Origin of the sequence: Actinocrispum sp. NPDC049592, assembly GCF_040675465.1 — a bacterium.
Lineage (GTDB): Bacteria > Actinomycetota > Actinomycetes > Mycobacteriales > Pseudonocardiaceae > Kibdelosporangium.
Genome location: NZ_JBFAPA010000001.1, coordinates 288,925 through 312,667, shown reverse-complemented (window position 1 = coordinate 312,667; position 23,743 = coordinate 288,925). Strand labels below are relative to the sequence as shown.

General features: G+C 68.9%; 24 protein-coding genes. 18 read left to right on the top strand and 6 right to left on the bottom strand.

Going from position 1 to position 23,743, the window contains the following annotated elements; all coding sequences use genetic code 11:
- Positions 1-141: 141 nt before the first annotated feature.
- The 5 genes from AB0J95_RS01455 to AB0J95_RS01435 form a co-directional block, all read right to left on the bottom strand.
- Entirely contained in the window at positions 142-1,986 is a 1,845-nt protein-coding gene (locus AB0J95_RS01455) for a protein-arginine deiminase family protein (RefSeq protein ID WP_364750744.1), read from the bottom strand.
- Between the two features lie 46 nt (positions 1,987-2,032).
- Positions 2,033-3,175, bottom strand: a complete 1,143-nt coding sequence (locus AB0J95_RS01450; protein ID WP_364750741.1) for a citrate synthase 2 — start codon at positions 3,173-3,175, stop codon at positions 2,033-2,035.
- Positions 3,176-3,355: 180 nt separating this feature from the next.
- A complete protein-coding gene (locus AB0J95_RS01445; protein WP_364750738.1) occupies positions 3,356-4,333 on the bottom strand; it encodes an ABC transporter permease subunit in 978 nt (325 codons plus the stop codon).
- Positions 4,330-5,196, bottom strand: a complete 867-nt coding sequence (locus AB0J95_RS01440) for an ABC transporter ATP-binding protein (RefSeq protein WP_364750735.1) — start codon at positions 5,194-5,196, stop codon at positions 4,330-4,332. Before AB0J95_RS01440 ends, AB0J95_RS01445 begins: the two co-directional genes overlap by 4 nt.
- Positions 5,193-5,585 (bottom strand): GntR family transcriptional regulator, encoded by a 393-nt coding sequence (locus AB0J95_RS01435; RefSeq protein WP_364750732.1) that lies wholly within the window; start codon positions 5,583-5,585, stop codon positions 5,193-5,195. The genes AB0J95_RS01440 and AB0J95_RS01435 overlap by 4 nt, the downstream gene beginning before the upstream one ends.
- An 83-nt stretch (positions 5,586-5,668) precedes the next feature.
- Between AB0J95_RS01435 and AB0J95_RS01430 the strand changes: the two genes are divergently transcribed.
- From AB0J95_RS01430 to AB0J95_RS01355, 16 genes are all read left to right on the top strand, one after another.
- Entirely contained in the window at positions 5,669-6,613 is a 945-nt protein-coding gene (locus tag AB0J95_RS01430) for an ornithine cyclodeaminase family protein (protein ID WP_364750730.1), read from the top strand.
- Positions 6,614-6,674: 61 nt separating this feature from the next.
- Positions 6,675-6,977 (top strand): urease subunit gamma, encoded by a 303-nt coding sequence (locus AB0J95_RS01425; RefSeq protein ID WP_364750727.1) that lies wholly within the window; start codon positions 6,675-6,677, stop codon positions 6,975-6,977.
- 8 nt (positions 6,978-6,985) lie between these two features.
- Positions 6,986-7,300 carry an urease subunit beta gene (locus AB0J95_RS01420; RefSeq protein WP_364750725.1) on the top strand — a complete coding sequence of 105 codons (315 nt, stop codon included), beginning with the start codon at positions 6,986-6,988 and terminating at the stop codon, positions 7,298-7,300.
- The gene (locus tag AB0J95_RS01415; protein ID WP_364750722.1) at positions 7,281-8,996 is read left to right on the top strand and encodes an urease subunit alpha; all 1,716 of its coding nucleotides are present in this window, start codon (positions 7,281-7,283) and stop codon (positions 8,994-8,996) included. The genes AB0J95_RS01420 and AB0J95_RS01415 overlap by 20 nt, the downstream gene beginning before the upstream one ends.
- On the top strand, positions 8,996-9,661 hold the full coding sequence (locus AB0J95_RS01410) for an urease accessory UreF family protein (protein ID WP_364750719.1): 666 nt from the start codon (positions 8,996-8,998) through the stop codon (positions 9,659-9,661). The genes AB0J95_RS01415 and AB0J95_RS01410 overlap by 1 nt, the downstream gene beginning before the upstream one ends.
- The gene (ureG, locus tag AB0J95_RS01405) at positions 9,651-10,343 is read left to right on the top strand and encodes an urease accessory protein UreG (protein ID WP_364750716.1); all 693 of its coding nucleotides are present in this window, start codon (positions 9,651-9,653) and stop codon (positions 10,341-10,343) included. The genes AB0J95_RS01410 and ureG overlap by 11 nt, the downstream gene beginning before the upstream one ends.
- Positions 10,340-11,047, top strand: coding sequence for an urease accessory protein UreD (locus AB0J95_RS01400; RefSeq protein WP_364750713.1), 708 nt, complete (start codon positions 10,340-10,342; stop codon positions 11,045-11,047). The genes ureG and AB0J95_RS01400 overlap by 4 nt, the downstream gene beginning before the upstream one ends.
- A gap of 114 nt (positions 11,048-11,161) precedes the next feature.
- Positions 11,162-11,833 carry a pyridoxamine 5'-phosphate oxidase gene (gene pdxH / locus AB0J95_RS01395; protein WP_364750710.1) on the top strand — a complete coding sequence of 224 codons (672 nt, stop codon included), beginning with the start codon at positions 11,162-11,164 and terminating at the stop codon, positions 11,831-11,833.
- A 127-nt stretch (positions 11,834-11,960) separates the two neighbouring features.
- Entirely contained in the window at positions 11,961-12,545 is a 585-nt protein-coding gene (locus tag AB0J95_RS01390; protein ID WP_364750707.1) for a lytic polysaccharide monooxygenase, read from the top strand.
- 91 nt (positions 12,546-12,636) lie between these two features.
- A complete protein-coding gene (locus AB0J95_RS01385; RefSeq protein ID WP_364753384.1) occupies positions 12,637-13,905 on the top strand; it encodes an MFS transporter in 1,269 nt (422 codons plus the stop codon).
- A gap of 140 nt (positions 13,906-14,045) precedes the next feature.
- The gene (locus AB0J95_RS01380; RefSeq protein WP_364750704.1) at positions 14,046-15,407 is read left to right on the top strand and encodes an APC family permease; all 1,362 of its coding nucleotides are present in this window, start codon (positions 14,046-14,048) and stop codon (positions 15,405-15,407) included.
- Between the two features lie 113 nt (positions 15,408-15,520).
- The gene (locus AB0J95_RS01375; RefSeq protein WP_364750702.1) at positions 15,521-16,408 is read left to right on the top strand and encodes an aldose 1-epimerase family protein; all 888 of its coding nucleotides are present in this window, start codon (positions 15,521-15,523) and stop codon (positions 16,406-16,408) included.
- A 69-nt stretch (positions 16,409-16,477) separates the two neighbouring features.
- Positions 16,478-16,885 (top strand): prevent-host-death protein, encoded by a 408-nt coding sequence (locus AB0J95_RS01370; RefSeq protein ID WP_364750699.1) that lies wholly within the window; start codon positions 16,478-16,480, stop codon positions 16,883-16,885.
- Positions 16,882-17,283: a cytotoxic translational repressor of toxin-antitoxin stability system gene (locus tag AB0J95_RS01365; protein ID WP_364750697.1), complete on the top strand. Its 402-nt coding sequence runs from the start codon at positions 16,882-16,884 to the stop codon at positions 17,281-17,283. Before AB0J95_RS01370 ends, AB0J95_RS01365 begins: the two co-directional genes overlap by 4 nt.
- A 135-nt stretch (positions 17,284-17,418) precedes the next feature.
- On the top strand, positions 17,419-18,222 hold the full coding sequence (locus AB0J95_RS01360; RefSeq protein ID WP_364750694.1) for a serine protease: 804 nt from the start codon (positions 17,419-17,421) through the stop codon (positions 18,220-18,222).
- Between the two features lie 78 nt (positions 18,223-18,300).
- Positions 18,301-18,834, top strand: a complete 534-nt coding sequence (locus AB0J95_RS01355; protein ID WP_364750692.1) for a TetR/AcrR family transcriptional regulator — start codon at positions 18,301-18,303, stop codon at positions 18,832-18,834.
- Here the strand turns inward: AB0J95_RS01355 and AB0J95_RS01350 are convergent.
- Positions 18,831-19,988, bottom strand: coding sequence for a DUF2786 domain-containing protein (locus tag AB0J95_RS01350; RefSeq protein ID WP_364750689.1), 1,158 nt, complete (start codon positions 19,986-19,988; stop codon positions 18,831-18,833). The two genes, AB0J95_RS01355 and AB0J95_RS01350, sit on opposite strands and share 4 nt — an antisense overlap.
- Before the next feature lie 94 nt (positions 19,989-20,082).
- Here AB0J95_RS01350 and AB0J95_RS01345 point away from each other — a divergent pair, with 94 nt between their 5' ends.
- On the top strand, positions 20,083-22,398 hold the full coding sequence (locus AB0J95_RS01345) for a hypothetical protein (protein WP_364750686.1): 2,316 nt from the start codon (positions 20,083-20,085) through the stop codon (positions 22,396-22,398).
- 14 nt (positions 22,399-22,412) lie between these two features.
- Complete coding sequence (locus AB0J95_RS01340) at positions 22,413-23,624, top strand: amidohydrolase (protein ID WP_364750684.1); 1,212 nt, start codon at positions 22,413-22,415, stop codon at positions 23,622-23,624.
- Positions 23,625-23,743: the final 119 nt, after the last annotated feature.

Here is a 23,743-nt window from a genome sequence, read left to right as displayed (position 1 = left end):
ACTCACGGCCCCCGTGTCCCACATTCGCGTACCCCGTGTCCCACGTTCGCGCAGGGTGTGTTCCACATTCGTCCCGGACGAATGTGGAACTCGGGGTGCTTGAACGTGGGACACGGGGGCCACGAATGTGGGACACGGGGGTTAGGGGGTGGGGAGTGTGCGGAGGGTGTTGGTGACGCAGTGGATGTCGCCGCCGGAGAAGTGGGCGCCCAGCAGGTCGTCGACGTACTTCACCTGCAAGCCGATGCCCTGGAAGGCTTTGCTGATCGCGTCGGCGAAGATGTCCTTGCCGTTGATGATCGGGCCGTATGGTTTCGGGGCGATGTAGCGGCCATTCTTGGAGTCGGCACTCTTGGATTCGGCACTCTTGGATTCGGCACCGTTGAGGACGAGGCCGTTGACGGCGTTGGGGATCTCGGCGATCGCGGTTGTCATCGCGTGCAGCTCGGCCAGTTTCTTGTCCCGCTCCGGGCCCGGCTGCATCTGGTCGATGTCCTGCTTGAGGAAGTTCCAGTCCAGTGACTTGTACGAGAACAGCCCCGGCACCCGGACGATGTCCGCCTCGGTGAGACCGAGCTTGGCCACGTTCGCGTCGATCTTGGCGGCCGCGTTCTCGTTGGTGCGCACGAACTGTTCGTCGGCCAGGAACTCGCCGATCGTGCGCGTCTCGATGTGCAGGTCGTACGGCCACTCCAGCGGCGGCAGGTCACCGTGCATGATCTGGTCCCGGTGACCGGCGTTGCGCAGCAGCTGCAGGCCCAACCGGGGGTCGGCGACGGCCGCCTTCCAGCCGAGCCGGCTGCCGGGCGCGGGCAGGAACTGGATGAACTCGTCCACGTGTCCCACGTCCAGCCACGAGGTGTCCAGCACGAGCGGGTTCTGCACCCCTTGGGACCGCAGGAAAGTCAGCATCTCCGGGGCCGGGCCCTCGCCAGGTTCGCCTTCGCCGACGATGATCCGCCCGAGCGGCGACCCCGGCCGCGGCGGCACGGTCTCCAGGTTCCCCATGGAGTCCAGGCTTTCGTGCTCGTTGAGGGTGAACGCGTGCGGCACGTGGATCGCGGCCACGTCCGGCCCGGCGAACTCGGTCCACGCCGTGCGCGCGCCGATCCGCCGCGAGTTGTTCACCGACGGGATCAGCACGCGCATGCTGCTGCCCGGGATGCTCATGTACGCGGGTTCGAAGACGTCCTGCATCCAGTCGTCGCCGCTGGTGTTCACCCGGTGCAGTGGCTGGTTCACTGCGCCCGCCATGGCTTTGTCGAACGCCGCGTCCGACGACCGCTGGTCGGCGATCAGCACGTCCTGCACGCGTTGGGTGTTGTTCTGCATGACCACAGGGGCTTCCCGAAGGTCCACTGTGGACGTCTGGTCGCCGACGGTCAGCTTGAGGGTGACCTTGCCGTCCCAGACCTTCGTATCGCGGATGACGTCCACGCCCTCGACACCCAGCGTGACGCCATGGCGGAGTTCGTCCGCCGACAGCTGCGTGGAAGGTTTGACCAGTTCCCAGGTCTGCCGTTTGACGAACACGTGCACCTGCGGCGGAACGGCGATCTTCCCTGCGCCCCAAGGAGACCAGGCGTGCAGCCGGGTGAGGTCCTTCTCGTCCTGCGGTCCGTTGACGACCGTGTCGGCGGCGTCGTTGCAGGCGGCCATCTCCCGTTCGGCCTGGTACTCCGACAACCGGTGGGTCCGCTGCAGCTCCTGGAACTGTTGCTCGGCGCCGACCGGGTCGGTCTTGGCCAGCTCGACGAGCTCCTCCCGGCGCTTGTTGAACGCCTCGTCGTCGGCCTGCTCACGCGGGATCGCGTCGGCGGCGGCCTGCACCGCGCGCGCCTTGCAGACCCCGGCGTCGTCGTCGATGTTGGCCAGGAAGACCGGCGCGTCGGCGCGGAACTGCACGATGTCGGCGGACGCGGCCGGTGCGAAACCGGTCACGCCCGCCGACACGGCAGCGAGAACGAACAGTGTGCGTCCTGTCATGGGCCGCACACTCACAGGAACATGTCAGATTCCTGTGTGCGTCCGGTCAGTAGTGGTTAATGGTGTCCCAGCCCTCGACCTCTTCGGGACGGCGGGGCGCGGGGCCGACGTACTTGGCGGACGGCCGGACCAGCTTGCCGGTCTGCTTCTGCTCCAGGATGTGCGCGCACCAGCCGGCGGTCCGCGCGCAGGTGAACATCGCGGGCATCATGTGCGGCGGCACCTCGGCGAAGTCCAGGATCACCGCGGCCCAGAACTCCACGTTGGTCTCGATCGCGCGGTCCGGGCGGCGCTCCCGCAGCTCGGCCAGGGCGGCCTCTTCCAGTGCCGCGGCGGCTTCGTACCGGGACGCGCCCAGCTCCCGGCAGGTGCGGCGCAGGACTCGCGCCCGTGGGTCCTCGGCCCGGTAGACCCGGTGGCCGAAGCCCATCAGCCGCTCGTGCCGGTCCAGGATGCCCTTGACGTACTTGCGCGCGTCGCCGTCCCGTTCCACCGCCTCGATCATCGGCAGCACCCGGGCGGGCGCGCCGCCGTGCAACGGGCCGGACATCGCACCGACCGCGCCCGACAGCGCCGCCGCCACGTCCGCACCGGTCGACGCGATCACGCGGGCGGTGAAGGTGGACGCGTTGAGGCCGTGCTCGGCGGCGGACACCCAGTAGGCGTCGATCGCCTTGATGTGCGCGGGATCCGGCTCACCGCGCCAGCGGGTCATGAACCGCTCGGTGATCGTGCGGGCCTCGTTGATCCGGGTCTCCGGCACGGCGGGCCGGTGGATGCCGCGAGCGGACTGCGCCACATAGGACAGTGCCATCACCGAGGCGCGGGCCAGCTGCGCGCGGGCCTCGAGGTCGGTGATGTCCAGCAGCGGCTCGAAACCCCAGATCGGCGCGAGCATGGCCAGCCCGGCCTGCACGTCGACCCGGACGTTGCCGGTGTGCACCGGGATCGGGAACGGCTCGGCGGGCGGCAGCCCCGGCCCGAACCGGCCGTCCACCAGCAGGCTCCAGACGTTGCCGAAGGTGGCGTGGCCGACCAGATCCTCGATGTCCACGCCGCGGTAACGCAGCGCACCGCCGTCCCGGTCCGGTTCGGCGATCTGCGTACGAAACGCGACCACGCCCTCCAGGCCTGGTTTGTAACCGTCGTCCAACTGCGACTCCGGCGGGTTCACCGTGGGTGTCGACATGCGCGATCGCCTCTTTCGAAAATCAACCCCGACATCGCGCAGAACACGGCGGATCAGCCAGGCGGCACTGCGCGGGCTTGGTGCAAGCGTTCACCCCATTTATCCGCATCGCAACGAGCCCGCGCCGTGGCTTCGGTCACGATTCCGTGAACGATTCAGTATGCTAGCGATTCGTCTGGTTCATGACACCCGGTGGCGCACCAGCCGGAAGCAGAGCCAGGTCAGCAGGCCGGACAGGGCCAGGAAGATCGCGGTCTCCAGCGTTTGCAGGGCCCAGAACCGGCCGGCCGGCTGATATTCCAGCAGCTGCCGGTAACCATGATCGCTCGCGGCTTTCGCATAACAGTCCATCATGTTCACGCCCGGACTCGGCGGTGGGCAGTTTCCGAGCCCGGCCGCCAGGGAATCGACCTTGGCGCCGGTGGCGTCGACGGTTTCGTCGGTCAGGATCCAGGCGCCTTCGGGCTCGCGCACTTTGATCGAGGTCACCTGCGTCGCCTCCGGGCCGGTGAATCCGACGGACACCGTGTTCTCGGCCGTGATGGCGACGGTCTGCTGAACCGGGGGAATCAGGTGCGGTCGCACGAACAACGGCATCAGGATCTGCACGGCGATGTAGATCGCCAGGGCGGCGGCCATCGCGGCCACCGTGCGCCGCAGCAGGACCCCGATGACCACGCCGAGGACGAGGGCGAAGACCGCGTAGCCGACCGGGACCAAGCCGCGGACGCTGAACAGGAACGGCGTGATGCGGCCGGTGGAGTTGAGGGCCATGGTCAGGCCCTTCCCCTCGCCCGGCGCCGTCCACCAGGTGACGACCAGGCTGTACAGGCCCGCCGCGGCGGCAGCGGCCAGCCCGGCGACGGCCAGTTTCGTGGCCAGCCACCGCGACCGGGTCACCGACTGGTTCCACACCAGACGGTGGGTGCCTGCCTCCAGCTCCCGCGCGACCATCGGCGCACCCCAGAAGACGCCGATCAGCGCGGGCAGCAGGTACACCGCCGAGATCGTGCCCTGGTTGTACAACAGGTCCTGCAACCCGTCGAGCACCGGCTCGCTGGGCCTGGCGGTGACCAGGAAGGCCACGCACAGGGCGGCGACCAGCGCGTAGACCGCCACGGCGGAGGCGCGCAACTGGCGCCAGGTCAACCAGATCACCGCAGCACCTCCAGGGCCGGACGGCTCAGATAGGCCAGCACGAGGTCCTCCAGGCCGAGGGAGTCCACAGTCCACTGTGGATCGATGATGGGCGTCTCGGTCCGCACCAGCAGGGTGGTCTGCCGTTCGGTGTGACTGGCGGACACGACGTGCTGGCCGGGCGGCAGCGGGGCCTCGCGGCGCGGGCCGGTCAGCCGGTGGTGGGTGGCCAGCAGCCTCTCCACCTCACCGGCGAGCCGCACCTGCCCGCCGACCAGGACGACCAGCTCGTCGCAGACCCGTTCCAGGTCGGTGATCAGGTGCGAGGACAGCACGACGCTCGTGCCGTACTCGGCGACGAACTGCATCAGGTCGCCCAGGAACTCCCGGCGTGCCAACGGGTCCAGCGCGGCCACCGGCTCGTCGAGCAGCAGCAGCTCCGGGTGCTTGGCGATGGCGATGGTCAGCGCGAGCTGGGCTCGCTGCCCGCCGGAGAGCTTCCCGGCGCGCTGCGCGGGGTCCAGGCCGAGGTGCTCGATCCGCTTGCGGGCCATGGCCTCGTCCCAGCCCGGGTTGAGCCGGGCGCCCATGCGCAGGTGCTCGGCGACCGTCAGGCCCGCGTAGACCGGGGTGTCCTGGGCGACGAACCCGACCTTGGCCAGCTGTGCCGGGCCGCTGCCCGGCACGCCGCCGCACACCTCGATCCGGCCCTCGGACGGCGGCAGGATCCCGGCGGCGATGGTGAGCAACGTGGTCTTGCCCGCGCCGTTCGGGCCGACCAGGCCGGTCACCTGCCCGGCCGGGACGTCCAGCGTGCACCCGGCCAGCGCCCGGTGGCGGCCGTATCTCCTGCCCAGGTCCTGGGCGCTCAGCACCGTCGTCACGCGGTGTCCTCCTCGGGGGCGGTCCGGAAGGTGGTCATGAACAACGCCTCGATCCCCTCTTCGTCGAGCCCGGCGCGGCGAGCTTTGGCCAGCCACTGCCGCAGCTCGTGGCTCAGCGGCCCGAGCGCGGCCAGCGAGACGCCGGGCAGGGTCGCGACCACGAACGTGCCGACGCCCGGCCGCGCGGCCACCAGCCCGTCGTGCTCGAGCTCCCGGTAGGCCTTGAGCACGGTGTTCGGGTTGATCGCGAGCCGTGCCACCACGTCCTTGACCTTGGGCAACTGGTCGCCCGGCCGCAGTACCCGCAGCCGCAGCGCGTGCCGGACCTGCTGGACCAGCTGCTGGTACGGCGACACCGCCGACCTGCTGCTCAGCTGGAACTCGATCATGACTTTCTCCATTTATCTAGTTCCATAGCACTATAGGGTCATAGCTAGATAGGGAAGCGCGCGGCCCTGGTTCGATGGCGGTCATGAGGATCCTGTCGGCGGCCGACGTGGCCCGGGCGCTGCCCATGAGTGACTGCATCGACGTGATGGCCGAGGCGCTCGCCGCCCGCGCCACCGGAGACGTGGAACAGCCGCTGCGCACCGCGTACGCCCCGCCGACCGCCGGCGGACGGCTGAGCGTGTGGATGCCGGTCTACCGCGGCGGGGACCGGCCGATGCTCGGTACCAAGCTGCTGTTCCTGGTGCCGGACAACCCATCGCGCGGCCTGGACACGCACCAGGGCATCACCGCGTTGTACGACGGTGTCACGGGGGAGCCGCGCGCGATCCTCGACGCCTCCGCGATCACGTCCATCCGCACGGCCGCGGTGTCGGCGTTGGCAACCCGTGTGCTGGCCAACGAGAACGCCTCGACCCTGGCGATCATCGGCGCGGGCGTCCAGGCGGAGGCGCACCTCCAGGCCATCCCGCTCGTGCGCGAGATCGCGTCGGCGAAGGTGTACTCGCCCCGGTCCGCGCAGGCTTTGGTGGACCGGATGGACGTTCCGTTCTCGTTGTCGGCGGCCGCCTCGGCGGAGGAAGCCGTGCGGGATGCGGACATCGTGGTGACCGCGACGACCTCGAAGACCCCGGTGCTCTCGTTCGGCTGGCTGAAGCCGGGCGCGCACGTCAACGCGATCGGGTCGAGCATCCCCACCGACCGCGAGCTGGACGACGAAACCGTTGCCAACGCTGAGGTCTACGCGGACGCGCGGGAGTCGGTCGAGGCCGAGTCCGGTGACGTCCGGCCCGAGCACCTGCGCGGCGAGCTGGGCGAGGTCCTCGTCGGCAAGGCGTCCGGCCGCAGCTCGGCCGGCGCGCTGACGGTGTTCCGGTCGCTCGGCATCGCGGCCGAGGACCTCTACGCCGCCGAGAGCGCCGTGCGGCGGGCCATCGAGCTGGGCATCGGCGTGGAGGCACCCATCTGACGGGTTACACCTGTGTTTCCTGACCAGGCCGGACCGCCCCGAGGTGGTAGACCTTCGTGTCATGCACCTGACCCCGCAGGAACGGGACAAGCTGCTCGTCCACGTGGCCGCCGACGTCGCCCGCAAGCGGCTGGAGCGCGGCGTGCGGCTGAACTACCCGGAGGCCGTCGCGCTGATCACCGACCACGTGCTGGAGGGTGCGCGGGACGGCCGGACGGTCGCCGAGCTGGTGTCCACCGGGCGGCACGTGCTGACCCGGGAACAGGTCATGGACGGTGTCCCCGAGATGGTGGACGCGGTGCAGGTCGAGGCCACGTTTCCGGACGGCACGAAGCTCGTCACCGTGCATGACCCGATCGTGTGAGGTGCGCGATGCGTCCAGGCGAGATCATCCCGGCCGGCGAGCCGGTCGAGCTGAACCCGGGCCGGCCGCGCGTGCGGCTGGTCGTTCGCAACACTGCCGACCGGCCGGTGCAGGTCGGTTCGCACTACCACTTCGCGGCCGTCAACCCGGGCCTGGAGTTCGACCGGGAAGCCGCGTGGGGACACAGGTTGGACATTCCCGCCGGGACATCGGTGCGGTTCGAGCCTGGTGTCGAAAGAGAAGTCTCGTTGGTGCCTCTTGCGGGCCGCCGGGTGGTTCCGGGGTTGCGGAAGGAGTGGTCCGGTGACCTCGATCGACCGTGAGCGCTATGCCGAGCTGTTCGGGCCGACGGTCGGCGACCGGGTCCGGCTGGCCGACACGAACCTGCTGATCGAGGTCACCGAGGACCGCAGCCGTGGTACCGGCGCGGGCGATGAGGTGATCTTCGGCGGCGGCAAGGTGATCCGCGAGTCCATGGGCCAGGGCATGGCCACCCGGGCCGAGGGCGCGCCGGACTTGATCATCACGGGTGTGGTGATCCTGGACCACTGGGGCGTGGTCAAGGCCGACGTCGGTGTGCGGGACGGCAGGATCGTCGGCATTGGCAAGGCGGGCAACCCGGACGTGATGGACGGCGTGGACCCGGCTCTGGTCATCGGCCCATCGACGGAGGTGCTGGGCGGCAACGGGAAGATCCTGACCGCGGGCGGGATCGACTGTCACGTGCACTTCATCTGTCCACAGTTGACGGACACCGCCCTGGCCGCCGGGCTGACCACGTTGATCGGTGGCGGCACGGGCCCGGTCGACGGGACCAAGGCCACGACGGTCACTCCGGGTGCCTGGAACCTGGGCCGCATGCTGCAGGCCATGGACGCTCAGCCGGTGAACGTTCTGTTGCTGGGCAAGGGGAACACGGTCAGCCAGGAGGCGCTCTGGGAGCAGCTGCGCGGTGGCGCGGGCGGGTTCAAGCTGCACGAGGACTGGGGCACCACGCCCGCGGCCATCGACGCGTGCCTGACGGTGGCCGACTCGTCCGGCGTTCAGGTCGCCATCCACACCGACACGTTGAACGAGGCCGGGTTCCTTGAGTCCACTGTGGACGCGATTGCCGGGCGGTCGATCAACGCGTACCACACCGAGGGCGCGGGCGGCGGGCACGCGCCGGACATCATCAAAGTCGTTTCGCTGAGCCATATCCTCCCGTCGTCGACGAACCCGACCCGCCCGCACACCGCCAACACCCTGGCCGAGCACCTGGACATGCTCATGGTGTGCCACCACCTGAACCCGTCCGTGCCCGAGGACCTGGCGTTCGCCGAGAGCCGGATCCGGCCGACCACCATCGCGGCCGAGGACGTCCTGCACGACATGGGCGCGATCTCGATGATCAGCTCGGACTCGCAGGCGATGGGCCGGATCGGCGAGGTGATCATCCGGACCTGGCAGACCGCGCACGTGATGAAGGACCGCAGGGGAGCGCTGCCCGGCGACTCGCACGCGGACAACCTGCGCGCCCGCCGGTATGTCGCGAAGTACACGATCAACCCGGCGATCGCGCACGGCATCGACTCGTACGTCGGTTCGGTCGAGGTCGGCAAGCTGGCCGACCTGGTGTTGTGGGAGCCGAAGTTCTTCGGTGTCAAGCCGTCCGTGGTGCTCAAGGCCGGGTTCGTGGCGTGGGCGCAGATGGGGGACGCGAACGCGTCGATTCCCACGCCGCAGCCGGTGTTCATGCGGCCGATGTACGGCGCCGCGCCTTCGGTCGCGGTCGACAGCAGCCTGCATTTCGTGTCCCCGCAGATGGATCCCGATGTGGCGGAGCGGTTCGGCATCGCGCGCAAGCTCGTTCCGGTGGCGGACACACGTCAGCGAGGCAAGGCGGACATGGTGTTGAACGACGCCGTGCCGGACGTCCAGGTGGACTCGGACAGCTTCGCCGTGCACATCGACGGTGAACTCGTTGAGCCGCAACCGGTCGACACCCTGCCCATGGCCCAGCGGTACTTCCTGTTCTGATGGACGTCATCGCGCTGGTCCTGGCCGACTCCCGGTTCCCGGGCGGCGGGCACGTGCACTCCGGCGGCCTCGAGGAGGCCGCCGCGCGTGGGCTGGTGACCGATGTGGCCAGCCTGCACTTGTTCCTGTCCGGGCGGCTCAGCACGGCGGGGGAGCTGGCCGCGGTCTTCGCCGCTGCCGCGGTGAAATGCCATGAGTGGTCCGAATTGGACAGTGAGCTGGACGCCAGGACGCCGTCACCCGCTCAGCGGGAAGCCTCTCGGGCCCAGGGCCGGGCGACCGCGCGGGCGGGCAGGCGGGCCTGGCCCTCGCCGGTGCTCGACGACTTGCTCGCGGCGACGCCAAGACCGCACCACGCCGTGGTTCTGGGCGCGTTGACCGGGATCGCCGGGGGATCATCCGGCGATGCCGCGATCACCGCGGCCTACCTCTCGGTGAGCGGACCGGCGAGCGCGGCGATCCGGCTGCTGGGCCTGGATCCCTTCGCCGTCAACGCTTCGGTCACCTCACTGGCGGCCGCGATCGAGGCGGTCGCCGCGCGTGCGGTGGCGTCGTCCGGCCTGCCGCCCGCCGACCTGCCCGCGCCCGGATCGCCGGGCCTGGACCTGCTCGCCGAGGCGCATGTGCGTCATCACAAGGAAGAGGTGCGTCTCTTTGCCAGCTGAGCCTCATACCCATCCGATCAGCTTCGACCCGACGGTGACGAGCCATGATCATTTCGAGTCGGCTCCCGAGGACGGCAGGGCGTTCCGGATCGGGATCGGCGGTCCGGTCGGCAGCGGCAAGACCGCGTTGGTCGCGGCCCTCTGCCGGGCCCTGGGCACCGAGATCAACCTCGCGGTGGTGACCAACGACATCTACACCACCGAGGATGCCGATTTTCTGCGCCGGGCCGGGGTCCTGGACGCTTCGCGCATCGAGGCCGTGCAGACCGGGTGCTGCCCGCACACCGCGATCCGGGACGACATCACGGCCAACCTGGACGCGGTGGAGACCCTGGAACACCGTTATCCCGGGCTGGATCTGGTGATCATCGAGAGCGGCGGCGACAACCTGACCGCCGTGTTCAGCCGAGGCCTGGTCGACCGGCAGATCTTCGTGGTCGACGTGGCCGGGGGAGACAAGGTACCGCGCAAGGGCGGCCCGGGCGTGACGACCGCGGATCTGTTGGTCATCAACAAAACCGACCTCGCCCCGCTCGTCGGCGCGGACCTCGGGGTGATGACCTCGGACGCGGCCCGCATGCGCGGCGCGCTCCCGGTGATCGCCCAATCCCTTACCGAGACCCCAGATGCCCCCGCGGTCGCCGGATGGGTGCGGGCTCAGTTGCCGGTGCGCGCCGGGTGAAGGCGCACGCCCGGGTCGTCGCGGAGTTGCGTGATGGGCAGACTGTGTTGCGGGAGCTGCGATCCGTGGCCCCGCTCATCCTCGTCCCGCAACGCCGCAACCCCGGCACCGTGCACCTGGTCTCGTCGGCGACGGCCCCGCTCGGCGGCGATGAGCTGGAGCTCACTCTGGTCGCCGGGCCCGGTGCGGTGCTGCGGGTCATCGGGGTGGCGGCGAGCCTGATCCTGCCTGGTCACCGGCCCGCCGTGAGCAGGTTCACCGTCCGCGTCGAGGCGGCCGCGGAGTCCACTGTGGAGTACCGGCCCGAGGCGGCCATCGTGACCGGACGTGCCGACCACGAGGCCGCTTTGCATGCGTCGCTCGCATCCGGTTCGCGGTTGGTCGCCCGCGAGGTGCTCGTCTTCGGCCGGGCCGGCGAGACGCCCGGACGTCTTTGCACCTCAACGATTGTGCGCCGGGACGGCCGCCCGGTGCTCAACCAGCGGCTGGACATCGGAGGTGTGCAACCGAGTCCGGCCGTGCTCGCCGGGCGGCGTGTACTGGCCACGGAACTCCGTGTGGGCCAACAAGATCCGCCGGAACCGGTCACAACGGACTGGGCCTCGCTGGTTCCGCTGGCCGCGGGCGGCTCACTGAGTACCGCCCTGGCCCATGACGCGGTCACGGCGCAGCGGCTGCTGGATCAACTTGATCGATCTGGTTGATCGATCTATGTGACTCCGCGTGGGTGTAATCACCTTCCACGCTGTTTCCCCGTGCGTTGGCAGCCCGTAACGTCCTTGGGACCCCACAGAATTCAGCCGCGGAGGGTGACTGGCATGACGGACGCCAACATCACGTCCAACATCACGCTCGACCTGCCGACCATGCGGGCCTCCTACGAGGGCGGCACCCTGGACGCGTCGGAGCTGCTGCCGACCTGGCACGAGCAGCTGCAGTACTGGCTGGACCAGGCCGCGCGGCTGGGTGTGATCGAGCCGAACGCGATGGTGCTGGCAACCGCGGACCCCGAGGGCCGCCCGTCGTCACGCACAGTGCTCGCCAAGGGCCTGGACTCCCGTGGGGTGGTGTTCTTCACCAACTACACGTCCTCCAAGAGCCACGAGCTGTCCGCCACCCGGTACGCCTCCGCCACGTTCCCCTGGTACTCCTTGCAGCGCCAGGCACACGTCCGCGGCACGGTCGAGAAGGTCGACGCCGCCGAGACCGCGGCCTACTGGGCGAGCCGGCCGCGTGAGTCGCAGCTGGGCGCGTGGGCCTCGCCGCAGTCCGTGGTCGTGTCCGGCCGGGCGTCCCTCGACGCCTCCCTCGCGAACATCCAGCGGCAGTTCGCCGACGCGGACGTGGTACCCGTTCCGCCGCACTGGGGTGGCTGGCGGATCCGGCCCGAGGTGGTCGAGTTCTGGCAGGGCCGGCGCAACCGCATGCACGACCGGCTGCGCTACCGCCAGGTCCGGGACGGCTGGAAGGTCGAGCGTCTCGGCCCGTGATCGGAGGTCTAGACCACAACTACCCGCCGTGTTAATGTCCGAAAGGTCGTGACGCGGCGGGGGCGCGACTGCATCGTCCACGACGGCCAAACCCTGCATTAGGCCAAAATTCGTGGAAGGGGCAGCAATGCTTGCTACCCGGACAAAGCGGGGAATCGGAATCCTCGCTCTTGCCCTCGTTTCCATTTTCTCCTCGACAATTGTCGCGTCGGCGCACGGTTACGTGAACTCGCCGTCCAGCCGTCAGATCTGGTGCAAGAACAACCACACGTGCGGCGCCATCCAGTGGGAGCCGCAGAGCGTCGAAGGGCCCAAGAACTTCCCCAACGGCGGCCCGGCCGACGGCAAGATCTGCTCCGGCGGGTTGTCGCAGTTCGCCGAGCTGGACAACCCGACGGGTTATGCGTGGCCACGCGCGAAGATCAGCCAGGGCACCCGGCAGTTCACCTGGAACTTCACCGCCATGCACGCCACCACGTCCTACCGGTATTTCATCACCAAACCGGGGTGGACCGGCACGCAGAAACTGACCAGGTCCGCGTTGAACCTGACGCCCATCACGGACATCAAGAAGAATGGTGCCCGCCCGGGTGCGACCGAAACGCACAACGTGAGCATCCCGGCGGGCAGCGGCAAGGCGCTGATCCTGGCCGTGTGGGACATCGCCGACACGGGCAATGCCTTCTACTCGTGCATCGACGTGACCTACTAGGCGTGTGACGTCGGCCGGGACCGCGAAAACCGGTCCCGGCCGATCGTTACTTGACCTAAGCTAACCAACTGTGGGTATCCGTGACCTGGTGATGGACGTCCGGCCGCTGCGCGTGGCGCCGTTCCGCCGGCTCTGGGCGACCACCGCGATCACGGCCATCGGCAGCCAGCTGACCGCCGTCGCGGTGCCCAAGCAGGTGTTCGACCTGACCGGCTCGTCCGGCTTCGTCGGGCTGACCGGCATCGTCGCCCTGGTGCCGCTGCTGGTGTTCGGGCTGTGGGGCGGGGCCATCGCGGACGTGATGGACCGCCGCAAGCTGCTGCTGATCAGCAACATCGGCATCGCGGTGAGCTCGGTTCTGCTGTGGCTGCAGGCTTTCGTCGGCCTGCACTCGGTGTGGGCCGTGCTGGTGCTGCTCGGGGTGCAGCAGTCGTTCTTCGCGGTGAACATGCCCACCCGCAGCGCGGTGATCTCCCGGCTCGTCCCGGCCGACCTGCTCCCGGCCGCGGCCGCGCTGGGGTCCACCGTGTTCACGTTCGGTTCGGTGCTCGGGCCGCTGCTGGCCGGTGCGCTGCTGCCGGTGCTCGGACTGTCCACTTTGTACTTGATCGACTCGGTCGCGTTGGTGGTCGCGCTGTACTCGGTCTGGCGGCTGCCACCGTTGCCGCCACTGGACGGCGTGGTCCGCAAGGCCGGTCTGCGGGATGTGGTCGACGGGTTCTCCTACCTGCTGACCCAGAAGGTCCTGCTGGCCTCGTACCTGGCGGACATCATCGCGATGGTCGCCGGGATGCCGCGGGCGTTGTTCCCGGAGATGGCCGAGCGGACCTTCGGCGACCCACCCGGCGGCGGCCTCGCGCTGGGCTGGTTGTACGCGGCGATCCCGTTGGGCGCCATGCTGTGCGGGCTGTCCTCGGGCTGGATCTCGCGGATCCACCGGCACGGCGCGGGCGTGATCATCGCCGTCATCGTCTGGGGTGTCGCGGTGGCGGGCTTCGGCCTGTCCACCTCCATCCTGTGGGCCGCGATCTTCCTGGCCATCGCGGGCGCGGCCGACATGGTGAGCGCGATCTGGCGGATGTCGATCCTGCAAACCGCTGCCACCGACGAGATGCGCGGCCGGATGCAGGGCGTCTTCACCGTCGTCGTCGCCGGCGGCCCCCGCCTCGCCGACCTCGCCCACGGCTGGACCGCCGCAGCCGCGGGTACCGCCGTCGCAGCCACCGGCGGCGGCATCCTCGTCGTGATCCTCACGGTCGTCGCGGCCCTGATGATCCCCGTCTTCTGGCGTTACCGCGCCGCCGTCTCCCCCGCGGACTCCCCACCCATCACCGAAGACAAGGTTCCCGACACCGCCTGACCGCCGGGTGGGTCTTCTGGACAGGCTCGATGGCCCACGAGCACCCGACTGGTTGCCGTGCCACGGGTTCGGTCTCGGCTGAGAAATAATCCACCCGAGCGGTTTCGGACAACGGGTGTGATCAGGCACACTCCGGATGTATGACCCAACCGGAACTGAAGCGGGCGATCGGCCCGAAGTTGCTGCTGTTCTTCGTGGTGGGCGACATCCTCGGCACCGGGATCTACGCCCTCACCGGCCAGGTCGCCGGGCGAGTCGGCGGTGCGTTGTGGGTGCCGTTCCTGATCGCGTTCGTGGTCGCGTTCATGACCGCGTTCTCGTACCTGGAGCTCGTCGGGAAGTATCCGCGCGCGGCCGGGGCGGCGCTGTACACGCACCGCGCGTTCCGGATCCAGTTCCTGACGTTCATGGTGGCGTTCGCGGTGATGTGCTCGGGCATCACGTCCGCGTCGTCGGCGGCCATCGCGTTCGGCGGGACGTACCTGAAGTCGCTGATCGGCGCGTCCTCGGTGCCGGTCACGCCGATCGCCATCGCGTTCGTGCTGCTCATCGCGGCGATCAACTTCCGGGGCGTGAGCGAGTCGGTCAAGGCCAACGTGGTGCTGACCTGCATCGAGCTGTCCGGTCTGGTGATCATCATCGGCGTAGGGGTGTTCGCGGTGGCAGGCGGCGACGGCGACCCCGGCCGGCTGACGCAGGTGGACACGCAGGACCAGACCTGGCTGGTGGCCATCACTTCGGCGACCTCGCTGGCGTTCTTCGCGATGGTCGGGTTCGAGGACTCGGTGAACATGGCCGAGGAGTGCCACGACCCGGTGCGGATCTTCCCGCGCGCGATGCTGTGGGGCATGGTCGTGGCCGCGACCATCTACATCCTGGTGTCGGTCACGTCGTCCCTGCTGGTTCCCGCGGACGAACTGCGCGAGGCCGGGAGCTCGGCGCTGCTGAAGGTGCTGGACGTGGGCGCGCCCGGGTTCCCGCACGTGGTGTTCTCCGCGATCGGGCTGTTCGCGGTGATCAACTCGGCGCTGATCAACATGATGATGGCCAGCCGGCTGCTCTACGGCATGGCCAACGAGCGGATCATCCCGCGTCAGCTAGGCACCGTGCATCCGTTCCGCCGCACGCCATGGGTGTCGATCGTGTTCACCACGCTGATCGCGGTCATTCTCGTGTCCACTGTTGACATCAGCGTCCTCGGCGGGACGACGGCGCTGCTGTTGCTCGTGGTGTTCGCCGTGGTGAACATCGCCTTGCTGGTGTTGCGCAAGGACAAGGTTGAGCACAAGCACTTCCGGACGCCGACCGCGATCCCGGTGGTCGCCGCGTTCCTGTGCCTGTACCTGGCCAGCCCGTTGTCCGGGCGTCCGGCGCGGGACTACGTCGTCGCGGCCGTCCTGCTCGGCGCGGGCCTGGTGCTGTGGGTGATCAACCACTTCGTCAGCCGGGCGATCGGCGAGCGGACCGAGCTCGATCCGGAGGCGCTGACCAAGAGCGACTAGCCAGACGTGATGTCGAGGGGGATGCGCGGCTGTCCGAGTTCTGGCTGACTGAGGCCGGCTTCGGCCGACCGGGATAATCGCCGCACTGCACACGTCGCTGGATCGGAGTTCAGATGAGCCTGGAGATCACGCACGGCGCCGCACGGGCCCTGATCACGCAGACCGGTGCCGGTCTGCGGGCCTACGCGGTCGACGGGGCGCCGTACGTCGAGACCTTCGGGGAGGGCGAGACGCCGCCGCTGGGCGCGGGCATGGTGCTGATCCCGTGGCCCAACCGGACCGCCGGGGCCCGCTGGACGTTCGACGGCGCGGTGCAGGAGCTCGAGCCGACCGAACCGGCCCGGGGCAACGCCATCCACGGGCTGGTCCGACGTCTGCAGTGGACAGTTCTGGAGCACACGACGTCCTCGGTTTCGTTGACGGTCGACATCGTGCCGCAGCCGGGGTGGCCGGTGCCGGTGCGTACGACGGTCACTTATGCGTTGGACGACTCGGGGCTGACCGTGACGCACGGCGTGCAGAACCTCGGCGAGCAACCGGTGCCGTTCGGGGTGGGCACCCACCCGTATCCCCGGGCCGGCAAGGCTTCGACCGACTCGTGCTCGTTGCGGCTGGCCGCGACCACTGTGCTGCCACTGGATCCGACGTCGATGACCCCCAGCGGTCCCGCCATTCCCGTTGCGGGGACCGAGTTCGACTTCACCTCGGCCCGGCCGCTCTCGGAGGTTCAGCTGGACACGCCGTTCGGTGGGTGCGAGCCGGGCGAGGACGGTTTGGTGAGGCACGTGCTGGCTGCCCCTTCGGGCGGCGTAGAACTGTGGGCCGATCCGGACTTCAAGTGGGTCCAGGTGTTCACGCCCGGGGAGTTCCCCGGCCGTGGGCGGGCGATCGCGATCGAGCCGATGACCTGCCCGCCGGACGCGTTGAACTCCGGCGTCGACCTGATCGTGTTGCAGCCAGGGGAGTCCTGGGCGGGCCGGTGGGGCATCACCCCACGATAAGTACGTGAAGTACTTGACGTACTCTTGAATCTCCGGGAAACTGGACCGGAGCCAGCAAGAGGGGACGTCATGCATTTCGACAGTTACACCGACGCCCGCACCCATCTCAAGGACATCCTGGACGCGGCCGAGAAGGGGCGGGTGGCCACGATCCGGCGCGACCACGCGCGCACCGCGGTCGTGGATGTCGTTCGCCTGCAACATGTTCTGGTCACCATGACCCGGCCGCGCGCGCACGTGGTCGCCGAGGCGGATGGCTGGTCGGTGTTCATCCCGGGGCTGCCCGTCTCGGCCGACGGGCCCACCTTCGACGAGGCGGTCGCCGGGATGATCACCTCGTTACGCGAGTACGCCGAGGACTGGCAGGAGCACTTGCTCGACACACCCAACCACCGCGACAACTGGGGGCTCGTCCAGTTGATCGGCCTGAGCGACGACACCCAGCTGCGCGAGTGGCTCGTAGGAGCGGCCGAGTGAGCGACGAGCCCACCCCCGCCGACCACGACCGGTTCTGCCAGGCCGAGGGCTGGACGGAAGTCCGCGGCGCCGGCCCCCGGGTCACCTACGAGCTGGGCCTGCCCGATGGCCGCGTGCTGCGCACCCGCATCTCCGACCGCCCCGCCTACGGCCCCGACCTCTGGCAGCACATCCTCCACGACGAACTGGAGGTCGACCAGAAGGCGTTCTGGTCGTGCGTCAAGGACGGCGAAAAGCCGGATCGCGGCATCCCCCAGGCCCGCCCCGACGCCCTCCCCCTCGACCTCGTCTACCTCCTCATCCACCGCCTCGGCCTGCCCAAGTCCACCATCGCCACCCTCACCCGCAAAGAAGCCATCACCCACCTCACCACTTACTGGACGCAAGACCCCACCTAGGTTGCACGCGGCTGTTAGCTGGGCTCGGGGTGCCCGCTGAAACATGGGAAGCAAAGCCGTCGAACGGCGGGTGGTGTGCGCGACCGCCACCGCAGACGCTGGGGTGGGGGCCCTGCGATTGGAAGGATCCGGATGATGATCAAGCGTGTAGTCGGCACGCTGTTCGCCGCGTTGCTGGCCGGCTCGGTGTTCGCGGCGCCGGCGGCCCAGGCGGTGCAGGCCGATTTCACCGGGATTGTGGCGTTGAGCAACTGCTCGGGCTCGGTTGTGCGGCCGCCGCAGGCCAAGGACACCGATCCGGCGCTGGTCATGTCGAACGGGCACTGCGTCAAGCTGATGGGCGCCAACGAGGTGATCCGCAACCAGGCGTCCAGCCGGACCTTCACCCTGCTCAGCGGGCCGAACGGCGCGTCGCTCGGCACCCTGCGGGCCTCGAAGATCGCGTACGCCACGATGAAGGACACCGACGTCTCCTTCTACCAGCTCACCCAGACCTACGCGCAGATCCAGTCGCGCTTCGGCGCCCGCGCCCTGCAGCTGTCCACGACCCACCCGACCCAGGGCACGGCCATCCAGGTCGTCTCCGGTTACTGGAAGACGATCTACTCCTGCAACATCGACGGGTTCGTCTACCAGCTCAAGGAGTCGTCCTGGACCTGGAAGGACTCGGTCCGCTACACCTCCGCCTGCCAGACCATCGGCGGCACCTCGGGCTCCCCGGTGCTGGACGGCACGGGCAAGGTCGTGGCGATCAACAACACCGGCAACGAGGACGGCGGCCGCTGCACGCTGAACAACCCGTGTGAGGTCAGCCAGACCGGTCAGGTGACCGTGCGCCAGGGCATCAACTACGCCCAGGAGATCTACAACATCTCCGCCTGCATCGGCACCGGCAACCAGTTCACGCTGACCTTGCCGGGATGCACCCTGCCCAGGTAGAAACGAGAGGCCCCCTCGTGACGCACGAGGGGGCCCAATCGTGCCGGGGTCTAGTAGACCAGTCTGTACAGTTGGCGAGTGCCCAAGAAGACCGACACGCGCGACCGGGTCCTGCGCACCGCCGCGACCCTGTTCCGCGCCCAGGGCTACCACGCCACCGGCCTGAACCAGGTCCTGGCCGAAGGTGGCGCGCCCAAAGGCTCCCTGTACTTCCACTTCCCCGGCGGCAAGGAACAGCTGGCCGTCGAGGCGCTGCAGCTGTCCGCCGCCGAGTTCGGCCAGGAGCTGCGCACCGCGGGAAGCCTGGACGGGGCCCTGAAAGTCCTCGGCGACCGGCTCGAGGCGTCCGGGTTCCGGGACGGCTGCCCGGTCGCCACGGTCGCGCTCGACGTCGCCAGCGAGAGCGACCAGATCCGCGCGGCCTGCGAGTCCGCGTACGCCATGTGGGAACGGATGATCGCGGACGCGCTCACGGCCCGGAACGTGCCCAACGCCAACGATCTCGCCCCGGTCATCCTGGCGATGATCGAAGGCGCCTTGCTGCGTGCCCGAACCCAGCGCTCGACCGCGCCGCTGCAGCAGGTCGGCGCGTACCTGAAGTCCTTGGGCTAACGGATCGCGGCGCGGTCGACGGTGAGGTTGGCTCGGTCGGCGGCGGCCCGGCCCGCGCCCCAGCCGGCCGAGTTGCTGACCGACACCGACTTGGTCACCGTGTTCTGGAACAAGGTGTCGAAGAGGCGATTGACCACTTCGGACCGTTCGGCCAGAACCGGGACGAGGGCCTTCTCGGAGGCGGGAACGGCGGCGCGCAGGCGTTCGCCGATCCGGCCCGCGTAGGCCACGAGGAACGCCTGGCGGTAGGACTTCACCCGCGACGGCAACGGTTTCTCCACGACCATCGCCTTGGTCGCCTGCACCAGCAACGATGTCGACAGCAGCTCGGTGATCTCCAGGTCGAGGGAGTCGCCGACGAGACCCACGAACCCGTGGTCGGGATAGAACACCGCGCGGCAACGGTTGGCGTGCGCGACGACGTTCACCAGCTGGAACTTCGCGCGCAGGTACGGACTGTCCAGCCAGAGCCGGCGCGACTCGGCGGATTCCGGCACGTGCTCCGAGACGTGCAGCAGCGCGCGGTCGAAGGCGTGCCGGTTCATCAGCTCCTGTGCCTTGGCGGACAACGCATCCGCCTCGTCCGGGAACTGCGTCGACTCGGCCTTGGCCAGCAACGCCCGCACTCGCGCGAGCACCTTGTGATCCACACCGGCGTCGACCGCACGCTCGGGCTGGGCGGTCGAACCTGGCAACGGCAGGATCAACGGCACCCGGTGCAGACGGATCAACCGCCGCAACACGCCCAGCGCGCACTTGAACGCCTCGGCCGAGGACAGCGAGTTGCGCGTAGCCCACTGGGGCAGATGCGGCTTTCCCTTGTCCCACCAGACTACTGCGCCGATCTCGTCGAGCTGGGCGCGCCAGCGGTGGTGCATTGTGGACGGTGCGTACGCCTCGGACTCCGCGGCGATCGCGTCGACCACCAGGGACAAAGCCGTGTCGTCCCAACGGTAACGGACGATCCTGGTGATGTCGTAGGGCAGCCAGCCGCGTTCCCAGGCGAAGGTCAGCTCCTCGCACAGCGCCAGGCCCATCGCGGCGTCGACCACGGACGGGGGCAGCGCGCCCAGCGCCGTGACGAGCTGAGCGCTGGTGTGTGGGGTCGCCGTCGACGCTTCTCGGATCACGCGGGCGACCTCGGGGAGGCGCATGACAAAAGCCTAGAGTGCCGAGTCATCGGATGTATGGCCGGTTTCCATCCATGAACTGCTGGCGCTGAAGACGTATACATCGTATGTTTGCCTCGTGGCGGACTTGTCGAGGCGGACATTTCTGCGCGGCACCTCGACGGTGGCGGCGCTGGGCGGCACGTGGGTGGCCGGGTCTCCGGTCGCGTGGGCGGACACGGCGGATCTGGCGGATCCGGCCGGGAACGAGAGCCTGCACGAGCGGATCGTGCGGGACGCGAACCTGGTCTGGCGCCGGATCCCGACCGGCTGGGACAACAGTCCCTTCCTGGGCAACGGTTTCCTGGGTGTGCAGGTCTACAAGGGCGCCGAGCCCAACGTCCTGCGGTTCATGCTCAGCCACAGCCTTGTGCAGGACCAAAGAGCGCAGTGGGAGGCCGCGGTCGGCCTGTCCCGGCTGCCGATCGGTTACCTCACGCTGAGCTTCCCGGGCGCGATCACGGCCGTGGACTGGACCCTGGACCTGTGGAACGCCGAGCTCACCGGCACGGTCACCACCACCCAGGGCAGCCTGAGGTTCACCGCGTTGGTGCACAACGACCGCAGTACCCTGCTCGTGTCCACGACCGGCGACGCGGACTGGGGCTTCCACCCGATGCCCTCGCGCACAACGAGAACCATCCGCGTCCCACCGGAGTACACGGCCAACCCCACGCCGAACACAGGCACCGCGGGCGACGCCCACTTCACCGAACAACCGCTGGTGGCAGGCGGTGGCTACAGCACGGTGTGGCAGACCAAACAGGTTGGCACACAGAGGCTCCTGGCCGCGACCGTCTCCTATGGATACCCGGACGACACTGGATTGTCCGACGCGATCACGACGATCCGGCGTGTGCTGGCGGCCCCGCTGCAGATGCTCGTCCGCGGCCACCGCGCCTGGTGGAACCAGTTCTACACGCGCAGCCTGGTGTCCGTGCCGGACAAGCTGGTTCAGCGGTTCTACTGGATCCAGCTGTACAAGATGGCCTGCGCCACCAGGATGAACGCGCCGGTCGTGACCGAGTGGGGCCCGTGGTTCCCGGACGGCGGCGGCAGCTGGACCGCGGTCTGGTGGAACCTCAACGTGCAGGTCGCGTACCCGTTCATCAACGGCTCGAACCATCCCGAGCTCGATGCCGTGACCGCGACTTTCCAGCGCTACCACGAAAACCTGGCGCTGTCCGTCCCGCCCGACTACCGCGACGGCAACACCTACGCCCTCTCGCACCCGGGCGATCGCACGCTGAGGTCCGGCGGTCCCAAGCTGGGGTCGTCGATCCCGGGCAACGCGACGGTCGGCGTGCCGGGAACGTCCACAAAGACCGATCAGACCGGGAACCTGTTGTGGGCCATACACAGCGTGTGGGTCTCGTACCGGCACACGATGGATCGCCGGGTCCGGGACGAGGTCCTCTACCCGATCCTGTCCAAGGCGCTGAACTTCTACCTGAAGTTCCTGGTCGAGGGCAACGACGGCAAGCTGCACCTGCCGTTGACGCGCTCGCCGGAATACGCCGACGCGGCCGACTGCACGTACGACCTGTCACTGATCCGTTGGGCCAGCACGCTGCTGCCGCGGATCGCACCCGCGAACGACCCGAACATCCCGCGGTGGCGGGATGTCGCGGCCAGGCTGACGCCGTACCACGAGAACGCCGACGGGGTGATGATCGGCGACGGGGTGGCGCTCACCGAGTCGCACCGGCACTTCTCGCACCTGCTGTGGATGCATCCGTTGCGCGAGCGGACCTGGGACAACCCGGCCGACCGGGACATCATGCGGCGCAGCTTCGAGCACTGGTCCGGCATGCGCTCGGCATGGGCCGGGTACAGCTACCCGGCTGCCTCGTCGATGAGCTCGCTGATGGGCCAGCCCGCGCAGGCGCTGAGCTTCCTGCGGTTCCTGTTGGACCGCAACGTGATCGGCGTGGCCCAGATCATGCCGAACACCATGTACAAGGAGGGCTCGAACCTCGCCATCGAGAGCCCGCTGACCGCGGCACAGTCCGTTTTGGACATGCTCATCGACAGCGATCCCAACGTGGTCAAGGTGTTCCCCGCGATCCCGTGGCCGGACGCCTCGATCGCCGGGCTGCGCACCCAGGGCGCGTTCCTCGTCGACGCGTCCCGGCGGGACGGCCGCACCGAGTGGATCAAGGTCCGCAGCGAGGCGGGCGAACCGCTCGTGCTGCGCCACGGGATGACCGGCGACCTGGACGTCCGGGACGATCACGGCAGGACCCTGCCCTGGCGGATCCTCGCCGCGGACACCATCGCGGTGGACCTGCCGCGCGGCTCGGCCGCCGTCGTGACCAGCGCCGGGACCAGCCCTGACCTGCGCCCCCGGGACGTTGCGGCGGAAACCATCACCACACCGTGGGGTCTGCCCTAGTACGGTGTCCAACTGTGACAGTCGCTATCACTGGTGGGTACGTCGTTCCGATCAAGGGTGAGGCCGTCGAGAACGGCATCGTGCTGATCGAGAACGGGAAGATCGTCGCTGTGGGGGCCGACGCGGACGTCGAGGTGCCGGACGACGCCGAGATCGTCGACGCCGCCGGCACGTGGGTGCTGCCCGGGTTCGTCGAGGCGCACGGGCACGCGGGCGTCGGCGAGGAGGGGATCGGCTGGGAGGGCCGGGACTACAACGAGATGACCGACCCGAACGGCGCGCGGCTGCGGGCCATCGACGGCATCAACCCGGACGACCAGGGCTTCCGCGACGCGCTGGCCGGCGGCGTCACGACCATGGTGTGCAAGCCGGGGTCCGGCAACCCGATCGGCGGCCAGACCGCCGCGGTGAAGATGTGGGGCCGCACGGTCGAGGACATCCTGATCAAGACGCCGGCGAGCGTGAAGAGCGCGCTCGGCGAGAACCCGAAACGCGTGTACGGGGACCAGAAGAAGCTCCCGTCGACGCGGCTGGGTGTCGCCGCGGTCATCCGCGACGCGTTCGTCAAGACCCAGGACTACGTCAAGAAGCGTGATCACGCGGCGGCCGAGGACAAGCCGTTCGACCGCGACCCGACCTACGAGGTCCTCGCGCGCGTGCTCAGCGGCGAAGTGCCGTGGTGCCAGCACACCCACCGCGCCGACGACATCGCCACCGCCATCCGCCTGGCCGACGAGTTCGGCTACCGCCTGGTCGTCAACCACGGCACCGAAGGCCACCTGATGGCGGACACCCTGGCGGCACGGGATATCCCGGTGATCATCGGCCCGTTGTTCACCAGCCGCAGCAAGGTCGAGGTGAACCGCCGTTCGCTGCGCAACCCGGGAATCCTCGCCCGCGCGGGCGTGAAAATCGCCATCACCACCGACCACCCGGTCGTCCCCATCGATTTCCTGGTGCACCAAGCCACATTGTCGGTGAAAGAAGGCCTCGACACCGACACCGCCCTGAAAGCCATCACCATCAACCCCGCCGAAATCCTCGGCCTCGACGACCGTGTCGGCGCCCTCGCCCCCGGTATGGACGCGGACATCGTGCTGTGGTCCGGCGACCCGCTGGACGTGATGAGCCGCGCGCTGCGAGTCTGGGTCAACGGCGAAGAGGTCTACCACTACGACGACGAAACCAACGAGGGAATCACCAAATCCCCCTGGTACGCGGAGTAAACACCCAGCTGTGGACAACCGGCCCTCCCCGGCTGGACGGCGACTGTGGACAACCGGGCCGCTGCGGCCCGGTTTTGTCGGTGCCCATCGGTAGGCTGGATTTCGGGGGGCCGGAGGCA

Excerpts from the sequence above, each read along its gene's own strand:
- AB0J95_RS01455 (WP_364750744.1), bottom strand. The coding sequence starts at position 1,986 with ATGACAGGACGCACACTGTTCGTTCTCGCTGCCGTGTCGGCGGGCGTG.
- AB0J95_RS01450 (WP_364750741.1), bottom strand. The coding sequence starts at position 3,175 with ATGTCGACACCCACGGTGAACCCGCCGGAGTCGCAGTTGGACGACGGT.
- AB0J95_RS01435 (WP_364750732.1), bottom strand. The coding sequence starts at position 5,585 with ATGATCGAGTTCCAGCTGAGCAGCAGGTCGGCGGTGTCGCCGTACCAG.
- AB0J95_RS01430 (WP_364750730.1), top strand. The coding sequence starts at position 5,669 with ATGAGGATCCTGTCGGCGGCCGACGTGGCCCGGGCGCTGCCCATGAGT.
- AB0J95_RS01425 (WP_364750727.1), top strand. The coding sequence starts at position 6,675 with ATGCACCTGACCCCGCAGGAACGGGACAAGCTGCTCGTCCACGTGGCC.
- AB0J95_RS01420 (WP_364750725.1), top strand. The coding sequence starts at position 6,986 with ATGCGTCCAGGCGAGATCATCCCGGCCGGCGAGCCGGTCGAGCTGAAC.
- AB0J95_RS01410 (WP_364750719.1), top strand. The coding sequence starts at position 8,996 with ATGGACGTCATCGCGCTGGTCCTGGCCGACTCCCGGTTCCCGGGCGGC.
- pdxH (WP_364750710.1), top strand. The coding sequence starts at position 11,162 with ATGACGGACGCCAACATCACGTCCAACATCACGCTCGACCTGCCGACC.
- AB0J95_RS01390 (WP_364750707.1), top strand. The coding sequence starts at position 11,961 with ATGCTTGCTACCCGGACAAAGCGGGGAATCGGAATCCTCGCTCTTGCC.
- AB0J95_RS01385 (WP_364753384.1), top strand. The coding sequence starts at position 12,637 with ATGGACGTCCGGCCGCTGCGCGTGGCGCCGTTCCGCCGGCTCTGGGCG.
- AB0J95_RS01380 (WP_364750704.1), top strand. The coding sequence starts at position 14,046 with ATGACCCAACCGGAACTGAAGCGGGCGATCGGCCCGAAGTTGCTGCTG.
- AB0J95_RS01375 (WP_364750702.1), top strand. The coding sequence starts at position 15,521 with ATGAGCCTGGAGATCACGCACGGCGCCGCACGGGCCCTGATCACGCAG.
- AB0J95_RS01370 (WP_364750699.1), top strand. The coding sequence starts at position 16,478 with ATGCATTTCGACAGTTACACCGACGCCCGCACCCATCTCAAGGACATC.
- AB0J95_RS01360 (WP_364750694.1), top strand. The coding sequence starts at position 17,419 with ATGATCAAGCGTGTAGTCGGCACGCTGTTCGCCGCGTTGCTGGCCGGC.
- AB0J95_RS01350 (WP_364750689.1), bottom strand. The coding sequence starts at position 19,988 with ATGCGCCTCCCCGAGGTCGCCCGCGTGATCCGAGAAGCGTCGACGGCG.